Source organism: Achromobacter sp. 1011791174 (assembly GCF_059760925.1).
Window position 1 is genome coordinate 1 of sequence record NZ_JCBANH010000072.1, and the last position, 17,144, is coordinate 17,144.

Genomic DNA, 17,144 nt, shown 5'->3' on the forward strand with positions numbered 1-17,144 from the left:
CCCTTTCGCCCCCCGCCGAGGCCCGCCGCTGGCCCGCCACCGCCATTGCCCTAAAATGGCCGGTCTATCCACCTTTCCCTCAACCGCACGAAGACCATGTCTCGCACTCTTTTCGTCACCACCGCCCTGCCCTACGCCAACGGATCCTTCCACATCGGCCACATCATGGAGTACATCCAGGCCGACATCTGGGTGCGTTCGATGCGAATGGCGGGCCACACGGTGCACTTCGTGGGTGCGGACGACGCGCATGGCGCGCCGATCATGCTGAAGGCGGAAAAGGAAGGCATCACGCCGCAGGCCCTGGTGGCGCGTTACGCCGCCGAGCGCCCGCAGTACCTGAACGGCTTCCACATCCGCTTCGACCACTGGCACTCGACCGATTCGGCCGAGAACGTGGCGCTGTCGCAGGACATCTACCGCGCGCTGAAGGCGCAGGACCTGATCGAGACGCGCTCGATCGAGCAGTTCTACGACCCGGTCAAGGGCATGTTCCTGGCCGACCGCTACATCAAGGGCGAATGCCCCAAGTGCCACGCCAAGGACCAGTACGGCGATTCCTGCGAAGTCTGCGGCGCGGTCTATGCGCCCACCGAACTGATCAATCCGTATTCGGCCCTGACCGGCGCCACGCCGGTGCTGAAGTCCTCGGACCATTTCTTCTTCAAGCTGTCCGATCCGCGCTGCGTGGAATTCCTGCAGCAATGGACCACGGGCGCCAACGCCGCCGGCGGCAGGCACCTGCAGCCGGAAGTGCTGGCCAAGACCCGCGAATGGCTGGGCGCCGATGACGGCGAAGCCAAGCTGGGCGACTGGGACATCTCGCGCGACGCGCCCTATTTCGGCATCGAAATCCCCGACGCGCCGGGCAAGTATTTCTACGTCTGGCTGGACGCGCCGGTGGGCTACCTGGCCTCGCTCAAGTCCTATTGCGACAAGGCCGGCCTGGATTTCGACGCGCTGCTCGACCCGAATGGCAACACCGAACAGGTCCACTTCATCGGCAAGGACATCATCTATTTCCACGCCCTGTTCTGGCCGGCCATGCTGAAGTTCGCCGGCCGCAAGACGCCGGACGCGCTGAACGTGCACGGCTTCATCACCGTCAGCGGCGAGAAGATGTCCAAGAGCCGCGGCACCGGCATCTCGCCGCTGCGCTATCTGGAACTGGGCATGAACGCCGAGTGGATGCGCTATTACATCGCCGCCAAGCTGAACGCCCGCGTCGAAGACATGGACTTCAACCCCGAGGACTTCATCGCCCGCGTCAACAGCGACCTGATCGGCAAGTACGTCAACATCGCCAGCCGCGCGGCCAGCTTCATCACCAAGCATTTCGACGGCCAGCTGGCCTATGCCGGCGACGCCGCCACGCTGTCGGCCGAGTACGCCGAGCAGGCCGAATCGATCCGCGCCGCCTTCGAGGCGCGTGAATACAACCGCGCCATCCGCGAGATCATGGCCTGCGCCGACCGCATCAACCAGGCCTTCGACACCGCCCAGCCCTGGGTGCTGGCCAAGGGCATCGGCACCGCCGACGCCGCGCAGAAGGCCGCGCTGCAGGACATCTGCTCGCGCTCGCTGGCAGGCTTCAAGGCCCTGTCCGTGATGCTGGCCCCGGTGCTGCCGGAACTGACCGACCGCGTCGCGCGCGAGCTGTTCGGCGCGCAAGCCGGCTTTGTCTGGGCCGACGCCGCCGCGCTGCCGCGGACCGTGGCGCCGTTCAAGCACCTGATGCAGCGCGTCGAGCCGCAGATGCTGGAAGACCTGTTCGAACCGCCCGCGCCTCCGGCCGTGATCCCCGGCGGCGAACCGCTGGCCGAGACCATCTCCATCGACGACTTCGCCCGCGTCGACCTGCGCATCGCGCAGATCGTCAACTGCGAGCATGTCGAAGGCTCGACCAAGCTGCTGCGCCTGACGCTGGATGTGGGCGAAGGCCGCCACCGCAACGTGTTCTCCGGCATCAAGTCGGCCTACCAGCCCGAAGACCTGATCGGCAAGCTGACCGTGATGGTGGCCAACCTGGCCCCGCGCAAGATGAAGTTCGGCGTGTCCGAAGGCATGGTGCTGGCCGCCAGCCACGCCGACGAGTCGGTGGATGCCGGCATCTACGTGCTGGAGCCCTTCCCCGGCGCCAAGCCCGGCATGCGCGTGCGCTGACGCGGCGCCGGCCCGGCGATAAAAAACCCGCCTCATGGCGGGTTTTTTCATGATCGCGCCAGGTGCGCGGCGGCTCAGGCCCGGCTGGGCGCCAGCGCCGGATCCAGCGACACGCGCTCATCGAACACGAAGCACTTGCCCTCGTAGCCCGGCCCGCCGGTCTCCTCGAAATACTTGAGGATGCCGCCCTCGAGCTGGTAGACGTGATCGATACCCGCCTCGTTCATGTAGATGGCGGCCTTCTCGCAGCGGATACCGCCGGTGCAGAAGCTGACCACGGTCTTGCCCCGCAGCTCGTCGCGGTGCGCCTGCACCGCGTCCGGGAACTGGGTGAAGCGCTCGATGCGCCAATCGATGGCGTTCCTGAATGTGCCCTCGTCGACCTCGAAGGCGTTGCGCGTATCCAGCATCACGACCGGACGACCGGCGTCGTCCGCGCCCTGCGCCAGCCAGCGCGCCACCGTGCGCGCATCCACCGCCGGCGCGCGACCGGCCTCGGGGCGGATGGCCGGATGGTTCATGCGGATGATCTCGCGCTTGATCTTCACCAGCAGCTTGCGGAACGGCACCGCGTCGCTGTAGCTGTACTTCGGCTCCAGGTCGGCGAAGCGCGCATCCGCGCGCAGCGCGGCCAGGAAAGACTCGATGCCTGCGGACGCGCCGGCCAGGAACAGGTTGATGCCTTCCTCGGCCAGCAGGATCGTGCCTTTGAGTCCGTCCTCGCGCGCGCGGGCCAGCAGCGTTTCCCGCAACGCGGGCAAGCCGTCGAGCGAGACGAATTTGTAGGCGGAGATATTGGCAACGGAAGACATGGACGTAGCGTGACAAGACCGGCGCGGCATGCGCGGGCCGCGAAAAATGCGGAATGCGCGGGAGCCGCCATCATAATCGCTGGCGGGCCCGCGCCCGGACCGGGGCCTCAGCGCCGCACCGGCTCCTGCTCGACCACCGCGTCCAGCACCCATTTCAAGCCGGACGCATCGGCCGGCGGATTCGGATCGCGCACTTCGACCACGCGCAGCCGATAGCGCACGCCCGGCTGGAAATTGAAGCCGGTGATATCGCCATACCAGAGCTGCCAGGGCTGGGCCGCGCTGTCGCGCACCTGGTAGCACATGGCGCGGCCGGCGCCGGCATTGCAGGGCACCCGCTCGGAATCGACGTACACGAGCTTTTTCGGCCCCATCTGGCCGCCGGTCGCCGGATCGATCCGGCGGCCGAAATCCAGCGTGTCGCCCGAGGACAGCAGCAGCGTCAGGCGGCGCGGATTGCCGGTGTTGTCCAGCGTGCTGGACGTGATGCGCGTCAGGCCGTCGAGGAAATCCTGCTCCAGCCGCATGGCCTCCGGATTGCAGGCCATCATGGTGGACACCGGACGCGAGCGCACGATCAGCAGCCCATTGGCCACCGTGTAGGGCGCGTTGTACTGATTGCAGCCGCCAAAGCCGCTGACCACGGGCGCGCCCTGGTCATGGATGAAGCTGATCGTGACGGGCCGCGAGGTCTGCGACGGATGGGGAATCTGGCGCAAGGAGCCGCCGGGTCGCGTCCAGCGGGCCAGGTCCCAGCTGGTCTGCGCGTACACGTCGGACGCGGCGGCGGGCTGGAAGCGCGGATCCTGCGCGCCCGGGCCGCGCGGCGGCGATGCGCAGGCGGCAAGACCGACGGCGAGCGCGCAGGGAGCGAGCCAACGCAAGCTGGAGGATATGGACATGGAAGATCTCCCGAAATCGACGTGAAGCGCCCGTACCGGCGGCCCGACATTGTAGGCAAGGCGCACGGACGCCACGCCGGCGGAAAACAGACTGAAACGCCTGGTCGCCAGGCCGCTCAGGGGGTGGGCGGATCCTCGCGCCGCACGAACTCCAGCACGTCGCCGCCGCGCAGGTTGAAGGTCAGGTGACGGGGTGCCCCGCCGTTGTCGAGCGTGAAGGTATCGATGCTGCCCAGGCCGCGCAGGTAGTCCGCTTCCAGGCCGGCTCGCTCCGGCGTCGGGCAGGCCATGCGCGTGGCCGCCGGCGCGTCGATGCGCAGCCTGCCGCCCTCGATCCTGTAGGTGCCCATGTAGCGGTTGCAGCCGGCGAAGCCATTGACGCGGTATTGCTTGCCCTGGGCCAGGAACACCAGCTTCACGGGCTCGCCGTTGTCGCCATGGGGAATGTCGCGCAGCGCGCCGCCGGGCTGGACCCAGCGCACCAGTTCCCAGGCGGTCTGCGCCAGTGAATCCGCGCTGCTGGCCGCGTTGGCGGCGGCCGCTCCTTGCGGACGAGCGCCGCCGGATCCCGCGCATCCCGCCAACGCCAGGGCCAGCAAACCCATGCAAAGCAGGCGGCCGGGCAAGAACTGAGTATTGGGCATGGGCGGAACCTCCGATTGATTGCACACCCCTAGACTGTAACCGGCATCGTTCGCCGTTGTCCCGCGCCTTGCCCCGGCCCTCAGCCCTACGCCCGAGGGCCAAAGCGGGAGTCCGGCGCTCGGCGAGCAAGCCAAGCGACCGGGTACTGGGTCTTATGCCTCATGGCGCGCGGCGACGCCGGCGCGCAGAATCGCCTGAACTCCAGCCGTGGCATCGCTACCCGGGCGGCCGCCATGGCGGCGACTGCGGCGGGCCGACAATGCCCGCGCAACGCGCCGGAGCACGCGAAACAGGCTGCGGAGACATCCCGATGGGCATTCTGAGAACCTTGCTGGCGCTGTCCGTGGTCCTGGACCACCTTGGCGGCGGCGCGACGAATCAACTGGTCGGCGGACGCCTTGCGGTGCAGCTGTTCTATGTGATCTCCGGTTTCCTGATTTCCTACGTACTGACCGGCACCGACCGTTACCAGGGCGCGACGGGGCACTTCTACGCCAACCGGCTGCTACGCCTGTTTCCGGTCTACCTGGCGGTCGCTGCGCTGACCCTGGCCGCTCACGCCGCCGGCGATGGCAGCTTTTTCCGTCTCTACGACGACCTGCCCCTGTCGGCCCGGCTGTTCCTGATCCTGTCCAATCTTTTCATCGTGGGACAGGACTGGCTGATGTTCTTCGGCATCGAGCATTCCTCCCTGCTCTTTACCGGCAGTTTCGCGCACAGCGACGTGCCGCTCTACCAGGGGCTGCTGGTGCCGCAGGCCTGGACGCTGGGCGTGGAGATCACGTTCTACCTGGTCGCGCCCTTCGTCCTGCGATCGCCGCGCAGGCTGCTCGCGCTGCTGGCCGCCTCGCTGGCCCTGCGGGCCGTGCTGATCGCCACCGGCATCGGCTTGAGCGATCCCTGGACCTACCGCTTCTTTCCCGCCGAGTTGGCGCTGTTCCTGGCCGGCGCGCTGTCGCACCAGATACTGCTGCCGCGCTGGCAGGCGCTGACGCGCCGCTGGCCCCGGCTGCCGGAACTGGGCGTCGCCATCCTGGCGGCGTACTGCTGCGCGCACTTTTTCATCGGGCTGAACCACAACCTGCGCGACGCGCTGGCGGTGCTGCTGTTCGCGGCGCTGCTGCCGCTGGCCTTCCTGTTTCAGGCGCGATACCGGCTGGACAAGGCGATTGGCGAACTGAGCTACCCGATCTATATCTGCCATGCCCTGGTGATCCTGTTCTTCGGCTGGCTGCTCGACGGCGCCAGCGCGCGCCAGCCGGCGCTTTTCGATGCGCTGGTGCTGACCGGCTGCATCGGCTTCGCGGCCCTGCTCAACGCGCTGATCGCCGATCCCGTCGAACGCTTGCGCGTCCGGCTGCGCGCCGGCGGTCGGGAGGACCTGTCCGTCGATCCGAGGCCCGCGGCAAGCCAGCCCGCCGCGTCGCGCCAGCGGCGCGTGAACCCTATTCGCCGCGCGCCCTGATATACGCGGCCAGCACCTGCTCGATCTGGCGCTTTTCCTGGGTGCTCAGGCGCGCATAGGTGGCATAGGAAACGGTTTCGAACGGCCAGGGCGGCGGCACATCGGGCTCGCCCGCGCTGGCGGCGGGCTCGGCCGGCTCCGGACTGAACATCGGGCCTTCCCCGGCGCTCAGCCAAATGGGGCTGACCCGCAGCGCGCGGGTCAGCTTGATCAGGGCCTCGCTGGACGGCTGAAGGCGTTGACCGCTTTCATAGTTGCCGATGGCGCTTTGCGACAGGTTGCTCGCGACCGCCAAGTCCTTTTGTGTCCATCCCTGTAGCATCCTTGCGTTGCGCAGACGATGGCTAAACGTGTCCAATCGATCAACCTGAGCCATTAATTTGAATTTATTTATTTGATTAAAACATCTCAATACTGCTGCCAAACAAACGGATTACACCCCAATTTCCGGGCTAATCCGCAAATCTCGCAACGCCTCCTCTTCCGCCCGTCCGCCGCCAGTCCTGGCGCCCGCGCCCCGCGCTCGCCGTCTCCCAAAAAGCGCTATCTATCAGCAGCTTGCGCAGACGCTCGGGCGGCCGGAACCGAGCCCTGGCCTTGGGCCGGATCCGGCGAGAGTGTAGGAGTTTGGATGCACTAAAAATAGAAAATAATGTATCGGTAATACTTAATATCGCATCGTTGCAACCACGGAATAAAACAGCGTTTCAATGGGTTTGGACGGATTTGAGCAATCGCATCTGTTACCGCTAGAAACTACAGAAACTTATCTTCACAAAAAAACACGCCCGTGTTTAAATGAAACACGGGCGTGACTTCCAAGCAGTACCGGGTCATCGGCGGCCAAAGGCGCAGAACGCCAGGCCATGCGCCGCCCGGACCCCGTGCCTGCCAGCCGGCAACCGCAGCCGGAACGCGGACCTTTTCCGCCATCCGTGCAACCACTCGCCCGCATTCCAACAACACCGCCACGCTTGCGACGCCGAGCGGGCGGCACAGGGAGAGGGGCATGACACGCAAGGATCGGACTGCACGGGCAAGAAGCCATCGCCACCGGGCCATGGACGACCGACAGACCGCCGGCCCCTCGGCCGGATCCCTTGCCTTCCGGGCGGATACCATCCGGTAACGCCCGCGCCCCCTTTCCACGCGGCGGCTGCGCCGCGCAGTCTCATTGGAAGCATCAATGAACAACACGCTGGATGTCATTTTCCTGGGCAAGGACGACGCCAGGCATGCCAGACTGATCGAGGCGCTGTCCCATCTGGGTTTCAACGTGCGCCGCTGCCACGAACTGGTCGATGTGTACGAGCGCTACTCCCGGCGCCCGAGCCCGCTGGTGGTGCTGGAAGCGCCGCTGCCCGACGTGCATAACGCGGCCGTGCGGTTGCGCGGCATCGACCGGGGCCTGGGCATCGTCGCCATCGCCGCGTTTCCCGACGCCGAAAGCCGGATACGCACGCTGCTGTGCGGCGCCGACGCCTGCCTGTCGCCCGAGGTCAGCGGACTGGAGCTGGCCGCGGTCTTGCAGGCGCTGGTGCGGCGCGCGGCCGGCATGGACGCCGAGCCGGGCGATATTCCGGCCAACGGAGAGCCGCCCAGCGACGCATGGCGGCTGGCCAACAAGGGCTGGACCCTGATCAGCCCGGGCGGGCGCACCATGGGCCTGACCACCGGAGAGCGCGACTTCCTGTCGCGCCTGGTGCACGCGCCGGATCGCAAGGTCAGCCGCGATGCCTTCTATGCCGACGGCGCGGACGACACCGACAGCGGCGTCACGCGCCGCCGCTTCGTCGACGTCATGATCAGCCGCCTGCGCCGCAAGGCCACGGCCAACCACATGACCCTGCCCATCCGCGCGGTGCACGGCTGGGGCTATATGTTCGCGGCCGACATCAAGCTGGACCTGGACGAGCGCGCGCAGGCCGACGATGGCGCCGAAGAATGGCGACGCGATACGGCCGTCGCGAACGCGACGTCATACTGAATACAATCTGGAAGGGAAATATGCGCAAACCCGGGATGGATCCGCGTCCGGAAGCGACAGGCAGGAAGCAGGCGAAAAAAACGCGGCGCTGCCCCGAAGGTAAGACGCCGCGCTAAAACAACACGTGAACAGGAGCCATCAGCCGGCACTGATGCCTTCTACCTGGATCACGCGATTCCAACATTCGTGCCTCACTACTCACGCTCGGAGTGAACCGTGAGTCAGTGCGGGGTCTCTAGTCCCCGCCCCGACCGCTGCGTGCAATACACGGGAAATCGTCCGCCTTGCTGCTGGCGGGCTTTTCGCCCGTATCAGCGGCGTTCCTTTCGGATCGCAGCGTGATGTAGGAAGTTTAGGACCAGGCTCGGATTTATCGTAATTCTTTGTTGATAGCCTTCCATACATAATAGGTATAGCGGCAGACCTTACTCACCGTCCTAAAATGGGCGGCATCGACAATCCCCGGTCCCATGCCCTTGTCCCCCTCCCCGCTCCTGCGGCGGCTGCGCAAGCTGACGTCGCTGTTCCCGTCCAACTGGTGCCTGGCCTTCCTCGTCGCGCTGGATGGCTACGCGTTCATGCACCCCGTGCTGCGCGAAGTGCAGGCGCGCGAGTATTCGTTCTGGCTGGCGCTGGACAACTGGCAGGAGATCATGCAAGTGGTCGGGCTGCTGGAGATTCCGCGGCTGGTGCTGGGCGTGGGCCTGCAGGTGATCGCGCTGGGGTTGATCCTGAAGGCCCGCATCGCCTGGGCCTTCTCGCTGGTGCTGCTGATCGGCGTGGGCACCTTCGCCATCCTGGGCGACAGCGGACACGCCGGCCTGGGCATCTATACGCTGGTGCTGATCCTGGCGCTGATGGCCTATTGGCGCCGCTTCGACCGGGCCAGCGTCACGGCGGGCTCGCTGTTCGCCCTGGTCAGCGTGCTGTCGCTGCTGATCTACGCGGTGTTCGGCACGCTATACCTGGGCGATGAATTCAAGCCGCCCGTCCACGACGCCGGCACCGCGCTGTACTTTTCCATCGTATCCATGTCGACAGTGGGCTATGGCGACATCACGCCGCACTCGGGCGCGGCCAGGCTGTTCACCGCGTCGATTATCATCCTCGGCATCACGGTGTTCGCCACCTCCGTCAGCGCCATCGCCGGCCCGGTGATCGGCGGCAACCTGAAACGCCTGGTCAAGGGCCGATTCTCCACCGCCATGAGAAAGAACCACATCATCATCGCGGGCGCGACGCCGCTGGCGCTCAGCGTCTACGACGGACTGCGCAGGCGCGGCGACGAAGTCACCGTCATCGTGCCCGCCGGCGTGCCGCAGGAATATCCGGCGACGGCCGACCTCATCGAAGGCGACCCGTCCAGCGTCGAGGTGCTGCGCGCGGCCGGCGTGACCCGCGCCCGCTACGTGCTGGCGCTGCGCGACGACGATGCGGAGAACGCCTTCATCGTGCTGGCCACCCAGGAAGCCACCGCCGGCCAGGGCGCCAAGACGGTCGCGCTGGTCAACACCAACAAGCACCTGGAAAAAATCCGACGCGTGCGGCCGGACATGGTGTTCTCGGTGCAGCTGCTGGGCGCGGAGCTGCTGGCCCGCGCCATCAACGGCGAACCGTTGGACAGCCAGGCCATCACCGATCTGTTCTTCGCCAAGGCCGGCCCGGCCGCCGCCGAACCGGCCTGACGCCAGGCAGCCCCGCTCACTCGCAGCGGTACACGTTGCCCGTCAAGGTCACGTTGGTCTGCTCCGAATGATCCTTGCGGCCGGTCTGCCCGGCCCGCTGCGTCAGCAGGTATACGACATTGCCGCCCATCGCCGCGGCGCGGTTCTTCAGGTCATTGCGGGCGCCCGTCTCCAGGTCGGCATTGGACGTGATCGCGCCCCTCAGGAAATCGCCCTGGCTGCCGGTCACGTCGCCCAGGAACGCGCAGCCCTTGCCGGGCTCGTTGTGCGTGATGCGCACGTTGCTCGCGGCCCCGGGGGCCAGCGGCGTGGGCGCGCAGGCCGCCAGGGCGCAGGCGGAAAGCAACAGGATCAGCGACCGGACATGGCGGCGGCACTGCGGACTTTGCATGATGATCATCCATCGTAGGGGCGTGTGAAACCGCCGCGCCATGCTTCATGCATGCGCGGACGGCGTTGGGAAACAGGGGAATCAGTCGAGGCGGAAATCGAAGCCGGCGTCCGCCGCGGTCATGCCGGCGGCCTCGTCCGGCACGTACTCCAGCAGATCGCCGGGCTGGCACTGCAGCACTTCGCAGATGCGGGCCAGCGTATCGAAGCGGATGCCCTTGACCTTGCCCGACTTCAGCAGGGAAAGGTTGGGTTCGGTGATGCCGATCTCCTGCGCGAGCTGGCGCGCCTTCATCTTGCGCTGCGCCAGCACCACGTCGAGCCTGACCACGATCGCCATCAGATGAACCCCCGGTTCTCTTCGGCCACGTGCGCCGCTTCTTCCATGGCCCAGGCCAGCGCGAACAGCAGGCCGCCAAGCAGACCCAGCAGGATGTCTTCCAGCTGGATGTGGATGAGCATGTGCGGCTCGCCGGGCGCGTTCCAGGTGAAGAGCAGCACCAGCAGCATCTTCACCAGCGGCGAGCACAACGCGAACAGCGTGATGAGCAACGCGATGCCGCGCAATCGACGGGCCGTGGCCGAGGTCAGCACTTCGCCGCGCGCGAAGTCGCCAAACATCGCATGGGCATGCGCGATGCCGCGCAGCACCAGCGCCAGCTGCAGTCCCAGCAATGAGAAGCCCGCCACCCGATAGCCCGGCCCGAGCTGCAACGCGGGCGCGCGGGACGGATCGGTGATGCCCAGCAGCGCGTGCAGGCTGCGGGTCAGCGCCGCATCCGAACTCAGGAACCAGATGGCCACGGCCAGGACGACGAACAGGACGGCCGTGGCCGCGAGCAGCCAGCGCATGCAGCGCGAAAGTCGGCGGATGCGCGCCATGCGGCGAACGCCATCGCTGATGGCCGCGGCCGACGGCTGCGTGGGGAAATGAAGCATCTCGGAAAGTCCTGGCGAGCGTTGCGGATCACTATCAATTGCTGTAGTGTAGCAAATACTTATCGCAAAACAATAATTTTTTAACCCCAAAAAGCAAGCCGTATGCGATTTATGAAACCCATCGCCGGTCTCGCGGCGCTGGGCCTGGCGCTGCTGCTGCTCGTTCCCGCCGGCACCTCGGCCTCCGACGACGCAAGCTGCGCGCGGGCCGGCGATGGCGGCCTGCGCCTGCGGGTTCAATGGTCCCTGAGCAACCGCTATTCGCCGCTTGGCCTGCCCCGATTGACGCTGGAGCGCGGGCCCGCGCGGCCCGCAACGCCCTGCATCTGCCTGCGCGACGCCGGCTAATCCGGCACGACCGGCTGCGCTTGCCCCGCGTACCAGGCCATGAAATCGGCCGAACGCAAAGGACGGGAAAACAGATAGCCCTGGATGAAGGCCACGCCGCGCTCGGTCAGGTAGTCGAACTGGAAGCGCTGTTCCACGCCTTCGGCCACCACCGACAGGCCCAGCCGGTGCGCCAGCATGATGATCACGTCCAGCACCGGCGCCTCTTCGCCATCCGGCTGGATAGCATGCACGAAGCCCTTGTCGATCTTCAGGTAGTCCACCGGAAACTTCTGCAGATAGGACAACGAGCAATGGCCGGTGCCGAAGTCGTCAATGGCCACGCGCACGCCCTCGGCGCGCAGCGTGTCGATGTTGCGGCGGGCGCGGCCGCTGTCCTCGATCAGGCTGCGCTCGGTGATTTCCAGCACCAGCAGCGGCTGGCGCGCGGCCGTCGCGGCGACGAAGGCACGAACGTCCGGCACCAGATCCTCGCTGGACAGGTGCTCCGGCGCGATGTTCACGCCCACATGAAAGCCCGGCGGCGTGTCCCATTCGCGCATGTCGCGCTCGATCAGGCCCAGCAGATGCTGGGTCAGCTCGATGATCACGCCTTCCTGCTCGGCCGCCGCGATGAAGATGTCGGGCCGCACCAGCCCCGTGCCCGGACGCATCCAGCGCATCAGCGCCTCCACCCCTTCGAAGCGGCCCGTGACCTGGCTGTACACCGGCTGGTACTCCACATGGAACTCGCCCGCCGCCATCGCGCGGCGCAACTGTTCCCGGTAGGACTGGCGGCTGCGCTGCAAGCGATATGCCGCCCAGGCCAGCAGCGCACCCGCCAGCAACGACAAAGGCACGTAGGTCAGCAACAGCTTCTGCCACTCCAGCCCCAGCGCCTGCGGCGGCACCACCACGCTGATGCGCAGTTTCGCGCCGTTCATGCTGTCCGTCATCTCCTGGTACACGGGCTCGACGCTGCCGGCCCAATCCGTCCAGGACGCACTGCGTACCGGCGCCCCTTCCCCCAGCGTCAGCTCGATCTGGAAGTCGCCCAGGGTCGCGACCGAATTGATGATGTCCTGCAGGTTGCGCCCATCAACCACCACCGCGCCGCTGCGGCCATCCCGGCCCGGCACGCCCAGCAGGATGGCGGGCCGGTCGGGCGCCATCGGCGTGCCCTGCGCGGTATACAGCCAACCGGCCGGCGTCATGCTGCGCGGCCAGCGGTGAAACTCGGTGATGCTGTAGTCCGTCGCGCCAACCGCCGACGAACAGTAGATGCGATCATCCTGCGCCAGGATCAGCGCGCGAACATATGGATTCAACGTGGCCCAGCGCTGCATGGTGGGCAGGGCCTCGCCGCAGTCCTTGGCCGTCAGGTCGACCAACCGCACCAGCAGCTCGCGCGCCTGGGTCAGGATGGTGCCGGTCTGCACCCGCACCACGCCGGCCGCGATCGACGCGTCCTTGCGCACCTCGCCGACTGCGTGAAACCAGCTCCAGCCCACACAGAGCAGGACCGGCAGCACCATGGCCAGCGCAACGGGCAGGAAACGCCACGATGACACGCGGGCAGTCATTCCCGATGTAGGCAAGCCGCCCCCTCTTGTGGATAAGGATGAAAGAATCGTAGCGTCCGGCGACAGCATACGACACCATGCTCAAGACGGTGTCAAGCCGGGCGCGGATTCATCTACCGGTCGCCAATCTGCGCTGGCGCGCCGGCTTGCCCGCCGCCCGCTTCCAGCAGTTCGCCGATCAGCGCCGCATGGGCGCGCCTGCGGGCAGCCATGTCGATGCGCTCCTGGGGCCCGAGCAGGATGCAGGCCACCATGGTATGCACGATGGGCGACAACAGCAGCCAGGGATGTTCCTGCGCCACGCCGCCCGCGCACAGCCCGCGCGCGCGCGCCCGCTCCAGCAGGCGCGCCAGGCAGGCCTGCTGGGCGTCGGTGGTCTCGCGCCGCCAGCGCGCGGCCAGCTGCGGCACGCGGGCGCTTTCGGCCAGCAGCAGCCGCATGGCGCTGATCATGGCCGGATTGGCCAGGCTTACATAGAGCTGATCGACGATGCGTTCAGCCAGATCGCGCGTGGACGAGGCGCCGTCGACCACCGCCTCCACGTCCAGCGGCGCCGGGCTCAGGTGACGCGCGATCAGCGCCTCGAACACCGCTTCCTTGCTGGAGAAATGCGCATACAGCCCGCCCTTGGACAGGCCCGCCCGCAGCGCGATGTCATCCATCCTCGCGCCCGCGTATCCCGAAGCCGAAAACTCCTGCAGCGCCGCGTCAAGTATCTGCGCGACCCGCAAAGCCGGCGCAAGCCGGCGCCGCTGAGTCCCCATGGCCCCACTCCTGAACAGAACGGGTCCATTAAAAACCGACTGGCCGGTCGCTAACTTGACTTTGATCAAGGAATGATCAAGACCGCCTGGGCACAATGACAGCAAGATCCTGCCATCGGCCGCCGCCGGCGCCGGAACCGGGCCACCAGCCCGCCTCCACGCCCGAGTGGCCGCCTGCCGGCGGCGCAAGCCCGCCGGCGTCCTGGAGCATGCATGCCGACCTCATCCGATTCCGCATGGGCAAGCAAAGCGAACACGCTGGACACGGCCGCGCGCGCCGCGATGGCCCGCTGGACCGGCGGCCTGTCGCCGGCGGCCGGCCTGCTGGCCTGGACGGACTGGGCCTCGCACCTGGCCTGCGCCCCGGGCAAACAGGCTGAACTGGCCAGCCTGGCATTTCGCCAGGCCGCGCAACTGGGCCGCCATCTGCTGCCCGTCACGGCGGCCCCGGCGCCGGACGCCCCCGCTGCCCGTGACCGCCGCTATGCCGATGAAGGCTGGCGCCAATGGCCCTATAACCTGTGGAGCGAAGGATTCCTGGCGGCCCAGCAGTGGTGGGAACAGGCCACGCAGGGCGTGCCCGGCGTGGATCCCCATCACGCGCAGCTGGCGGCCTTTGCCGCGCGCCAGTGGCTGGACCTGCTGTCGCCGGGCAACCAGATCGCCGGCAACCCCGAAGTGATGCGCCAGACCTGGCAGGAAGGCGGCGCCAACCTGCTGCGCGGCGCCGCCCATGCCTGGGAAGACGCGATGCGCGCGCTGGCCAACCAGCCGCCCGCGGGCGCCGGCGACTACATCCCCGGCAAGCAGGTCGCCGTCACGCCCGGCAAGGTGGTGTGGCGCAACCGGCTGATGGAACTGCTGCAGTACAGCCCCGCCACCCCGACCGTGCGCCCCGAGCCCGTGCTGATCGTGCCGGCCTGGATCATGAAGTACTACATCCTGGACCTGTCGCCGCACAACTCGCTGATCGCCTACCTCGTGCGCCAGGGTCATACGGTGTTCTGCATTTCCTGGAAGAATCCCGGCGCGCAGGACCGCGAGCTGGGCATGGACGACTATCTCGCGCTCGGCATCGGCGAAGCGCTGGACGCCATCGCCGCCATCGTGCCCGACACGCGCGTGCACGCCGCCGGCTACTGCCTGGGCGGCACCCTGCTGGCCATCGCCGCCAGCGCCATGGCGCGCGACGGCGACACGCGCCTGGCCAGCCTGAGCCTGCTGGCCGCGCAGACCGACTTCAGCGAGCCGGGCGAGCTGGCGCTGTTCATCGACGAAAGCCAGGTCAGCCTGCTGGAGGCGCAGATGGCGCGCACCGGCTACCTGACCTCGCGGCAGATGGCCGGCGCCTTCCAGATGCTGCGGTCCTATGACCTGCTGTGGTCGCGCATGATCAACGAATACCTGCTGGGCCGGCGAGCGCCCATGTCGGACCTGATGGCCTGGAATGCCGACGCGACCCGCATGCCCGCGCGCATGCACGGCCAATACCTGCGCCAGCTGTTCCTGCACAACGACCTGGCGGCCAACCGGTATCGGGTCGACGGCCGCCCGGTGATGCTGCGCGACCTGCGGCTGCCCTTGTTCTGCGTAGGCACCGAGAACGACCACGTGGCGCCATGGCGCTCCGTGTTCAAGCTGCACGGCCTGACGCCAGCGCCGCTGGACTTCGTGCTGACCAGCGGCGGCCATAACGCCGGCATCGTCAGCGAACCCGGCCACCCGCGCCGCCGCTACCGCAGTCTGGCGCGTCCCGCCGGCGGCCCCACGCTGACGCCGGACGAGTGGCTGCAGGCCGCGCCCGCGCACGACGGTTCATGGTGGCCGGCCTGGACGAGCTGGCTCGCCGGCCTTTCCGGCAAGCCCCGCAAGCCGCCCGCCCTGGGCGCGCCGCGCCGCGGCTATCCCGTGCTGGCGGACGCGCCCGGCGCCTATGTCCTGGAGAAAGAGGAATGACCCCAGACCTGCCCGCCCGTCCGGCATCCGCGCGCGTGCTGCGCGCGCTAGGCGCGGCGCTGCTGCCGCTGCTGGCGGGCGGCTGCCTGTCCATGGCGCCCGATTACCAGCGTCCCGCCGCACCGGTGCCCACGACCTATGAGCAGGCGCCCACGGCGGACGCCGAGGCGCCGGCGGCGGCGACCGTCAGCTGGCGCGACTACTACACCGACCCGATCCTGCAAGACCTGATCGACAGCGCGCTGCGCAACAACCGCGACCTGCGCACGGCGCTGCTGCGCGTCGAGGAAGCGCGTGCGCTCTATGGCATCCAGCGCGCCGACCAGTTCCCCACGATAGGCGTGCAGGCCGACGGGTCGCGCGCCCGCGTGCCGGGCGACCTGAACCTGACGCGCCAGCCGCAGATCAGCAGCCAGTACCAGGTCGGCGTCGGCATGGCGAGCTGGGAGCTGGATTTCTGGGGCCGCGTGCGCAGCCTGAAGGACGCCGCGCTGCAAAACTACCTGGCCTCCGACGCCGCCGCCAGGGCCGCCACGCTCAGCCTGATCACGCAGGTGGCCGACGGCTACCTGACGCTGCGCGAGCTGGACGAACGCCTGGCGCTGACGCGCGCGACCATTGCCTCGCGCGCCGAATCGCTGCGCATCTTCAAGCGCCGCTTCGAGGTCGGCGCGATCTCGCGGCTGGACCTGACCCAGGTGGAAACGCTGTGGCAGCAGGCCACGGCGCTGGGCGCGGACCTGGAACAGAGCCGCGCGGCGCAGGCCCACGCGCTGGCGCTGCTGGCGGGCGGCCCGCTGGCGCTGCCTCCGGCCGGCGCGCGGCTGGACGACGCCGCCGTCATGCGCGACCTGCCGGCGGGACTGCCGTCCGACCTGCTGGCCAGCCGTCCCGACATCGTCGCGGCCGAGCACCGTCTAAAAGCCGCCAACGCCAACATCGGCGCCGCCCGCGCCGCCTTCTTCCCGTCCATCACGCTGACCGGCGCCTACGGCACCGCCAGCGCCGAGCTGGAAGGCCTGTTCGACAGCGGCAGCCGCGCCTGGAGCTTCGCGCCGAAGCTAAGCCTGCCGATCTTCGACGCCGGCCGCCGCTCCGCCGCGCTGGACCTGGCCGAGACGCGCCGCGACCAGGCCGTGGCCGGCTACGAGAAAGCCATCCAGAGCGCTTTCCGCGACGTGTCCGACGCGCTGTCGGCGCGCCACTGGCTGGCCGAGCAGGTGGAGGTGTTGCGCGCCACCGTCGCCGCGCAGGGCGAACGCGCCCGGCTGGCCCAGCTGCGCTACGACCACGGCGCCTCGCCCTACCTGGAAGTGCTGGACGCGCAGCGCGACCTGCTGGCCGCGCAGCAGAAGCTGGTGCAGACGCGGCGCGCGCTGCTGTCCAGCCGCGTCGGCCTGTACGCGGCGCTGGGCGGCGGCACGCGCCCGCCTGCCCTGACCGAGACGCCCACCCCATCCGCCACACCCGCCGATGCCGCCCCGCCCGCGCCGGTTCGCGGCCAATAAACCCGAAGGATCTCCGCC

Annotated in this window: 16 protein-coding genes; 7 read left to right on the forward strand and 9 right to left on the reverse strand. The window is 67.9% G+C overall.

From position 1 onward, the window contains the following. Positions 1–96 precede the first annotated feature (96 nt). Positions 97–2,163: a methionine--tRNA ligase gene (gene metG / locus AC6LJ5_RS21580; protein ID WP_498141567.1), complete on the forward strand. Its 2,067-nt coding sequence runs from the start codon at positions 97–99 to the stop codon at positions 2,161–2,163. 74 nt (positions 2,164–2,237) lie between these two features. Here the strand turns inward: metG and AC6LJ5_RS21585 are convergent, their stop codons facing one another. From AC6LJ5_RS21585 to AC6LJ5_RS21595, 3 genes are all read right to left on the reverse strand, one after another. Further along, positions 2,238–2,975 (reverse strand): sulfurtransferase, encoded by a 738-nt coding sequence (locus tag AC6LJ5_RS21585; RefSeq protein WP_498141568.1) that lies wholly within the window; start codon positions 2,973–2,975, stop codon positions 2,238–2,240. 107 nt (positions 2,976–3,082) lie between these two features. After that, positions 3,083–3,877, reverse strand: a complete 795-nt coding sequence (locus AC6LJ5_RS21590; protein WP_498141569.1) for a DUF4377 domain-containing protein — start codon at positions 3,875–3,877, stop codon at positions 3,083–3,085. 116 nt (positions 3,878–3,993) lie between these two features. Next, complete coding sequence (locus AC6LJ5_RS21595; protein WP_103271136.1) at positions 3,994–4,521, reverse strand: META domain-containing protein; 528 nt, start codon at positions 4,519–4,521, stop codon at positions 3,994–3,996. A 311-nt stretch (positions 4,522–4,832) separates the two neighbouring features. Between AC6LJ5_RS21595 and AC6LJ5_RS21600 the strand changes: the two genes are divergently transcribed. After that, positions 4,833–5,987 (forward strand): acyltransferase family protein, encoded by a 1,155-nt coding sequence (locus AC6LJ5_RS21600; RefSeq protein ID WP_392410699.1) that lies wholly within the window; start codon positions 4,833–4,835, stop codon positions 5,985–5,987. On the opposite strand, the gene AC6LJ5_RS21605 is transcribed toward AC6LJ5_RS21600, so the two are convergent. Beyond that, positions 5,968–6,363 (reverse strand): helix-turn-helix domain-containing protein, encoded by a 396-nt coding sequence (locus AC6LJ5_RS21605; RefSeq protein ID WP_103271138.1) that lies wholly within the window; start codon positions 6,361–6,363, stop codon positions 5,968–5,970. The two genes, AC6LJ5_RS21600 and AC6LJ5_RS21605, sit on opposite strands and share 20 nt — an antisense overlap. Before the next feature lie 810 nt (positions 6,364–7,173). Here AC6LJ5_RS21605 and AC6LJ5_RS21610 point away from each other — a divergent pair. After that, complete coding sequence (locus AC6LJ5_RS21610; protein ID WP_498141570.1) at positions 7,174–7,974, forward strand: response regulator transcription factor; 801 nt, start codon at positions 7,174–7,176, stop codon at positions 7,972–7,974. A 470-nt stretch (positions 7,975–8,444) separates the two neighbouring features. Continuing rightward, the gene (gene kch, locus AC6LJ5_RS21615; protein WP_498141571.1) at positions 8,445–9,659 is read left to right on the forward strand and encodes a voltage-gated potassium channel protein; all 1,215 of its coding nucleotides are present in this window, start codon (positions 8,445–8,447) and stop codon (positions 9,657–9,659) included. 16 nt (positions 9,660–9,675) lie between these two features. Here the strand turns inward: kch and AC6LJ5_RS21620 are convergent, their stop codons facing one another. From AC6LJ5_RS21620 to AC6LJ5_RS21630, 3 genes are all read right to left on the reverse strand, one after another. After that, positions 9,676–10,050 (reverse strand): DUF4156 domain-containing protein, encoded by a 375-nt coding sequence (locus tag AC6LJ5_RS21620; protein ID WP_103276199.1) that lies wholly within the window; start codon positions 10,048–10,050, stop codon positions 9,676–9,678. 81 nt (positions 10,051–10,131) lie between these two features. Beyond that, positions 10,132–10,389 (reverse strand): helix-turn-helix domain-containing protein, encoded by a 258-nt coding sequence (locus tag AC6LJ5_RS21625; RefSeq protein ID WP_392410696.1) that lies wholly within the window; start codon positions 10,387–10,389, stop codon positions 10,132–10,134. Further along, positions 10,389–10,988 carry a DUF2975 domain-containing protein gene (locus tag AC6LJ5_RS21630; protein WP_392410695.1) on the reverse strand — a complete coding sequence of 200 codons (600 nt, stop codon included), beginning with the start codon at positions 10,986–10,988 and terminating at the stop codon, positions 10,389–10,391. The genes AC6LJ5_RS21625 and AC6LJ5_RS21630 overlap by 1 nt, the downstream gene beginning before the upstream one ends. A gap of 111 nt (positions 10,989–11,099) precedes the next feature. Here AC6LJ5_RS21630 and AC6LJ5_RS21635 point away from each other — a divergent pair, with 111 nt between their 5' ends. After that, positions 11,100–11,336, forward strand: a complete 237-nt coding sequence (locus tag AC6LJ5_RS21635) for a hypothetical protein (protein ID WP_498141572.1) — start codon at positions 11,100–11,102, stop codon at positions 11,334–11,336. Here the strand turns inward: AC6LJ5_RS21635 and AC6LJ5_RS21640 are convergent. Both AC6LJ5_RS21640 and AC6LJ5_RS21645 read right to left on the reverse strand, forming a co-directional pair. After that, on the reverse strand, positions 11,333–12,886 hold the full coding sequence (locus tag AC6LJ5_RS21640) for an EAL domain-containing protein (RefSeq protein ID WP_498141573.1): 1,554 nt from the start codon (positions 12,884–12,886) through the stop codon (positions 11,333–11,335). The genes AC6LJ5_RS21635 and AC6LJ5_RS21640 overlap by 4 nt on opposite strands. A 125-nt stretch (positions 12,887–13,011) precedes the next feature. After that, positions 13,012–13,662 carry a TetR/AcrR family transcriptional regulator gene (locus AC6LJ5_RS21645; RefSeq protein ID WP_498141574.1) on the reverse strand — a complete coding sequence of 217 codons (651 nt, stop codon included), beginning with the start codon at positions 13,660–13,662 and terminating at the stop codon, positions 13,012–13,014. A gap of 213 nt (positions 13,663–13,875) precedes the next feature. Here AC6LJ5_RS21645 and AC6LJ5_RS21650 point away from each other — a divergent pair, with 213 nt between their 5' ends. Both AC6LJ5_RS21650 and AC6LJ5_RS21655 read left to right on the forward strand, forming a co-directional pair. After that, complete coding sequence (locus AC6LJ5_RS21650; protein ID WP_498141575.1) at positions 13,876–15,618, forward strand: PHA/PHB synthase family protein; 1,743 nt, start codon at positions 13,876–13,878, stop codon at positions 15,616–15,618. Further along, entirely contained in the window at positions 15,615–17,126 is a 1,512-nt protein-coding gene (locus tag AC6LJ5_RS21655; RefSeq protein ID WP_498141576.1) for an efflux transporter outer membrane subunit, read from the forward strand. Before AC6LJ5_RS21650 ends, AC6LJ5_RS21655 begins: the two co-directional genes overlap by 4 nt. Positions 17,127–17,144 lie beyond the last annotated feature (18 nt).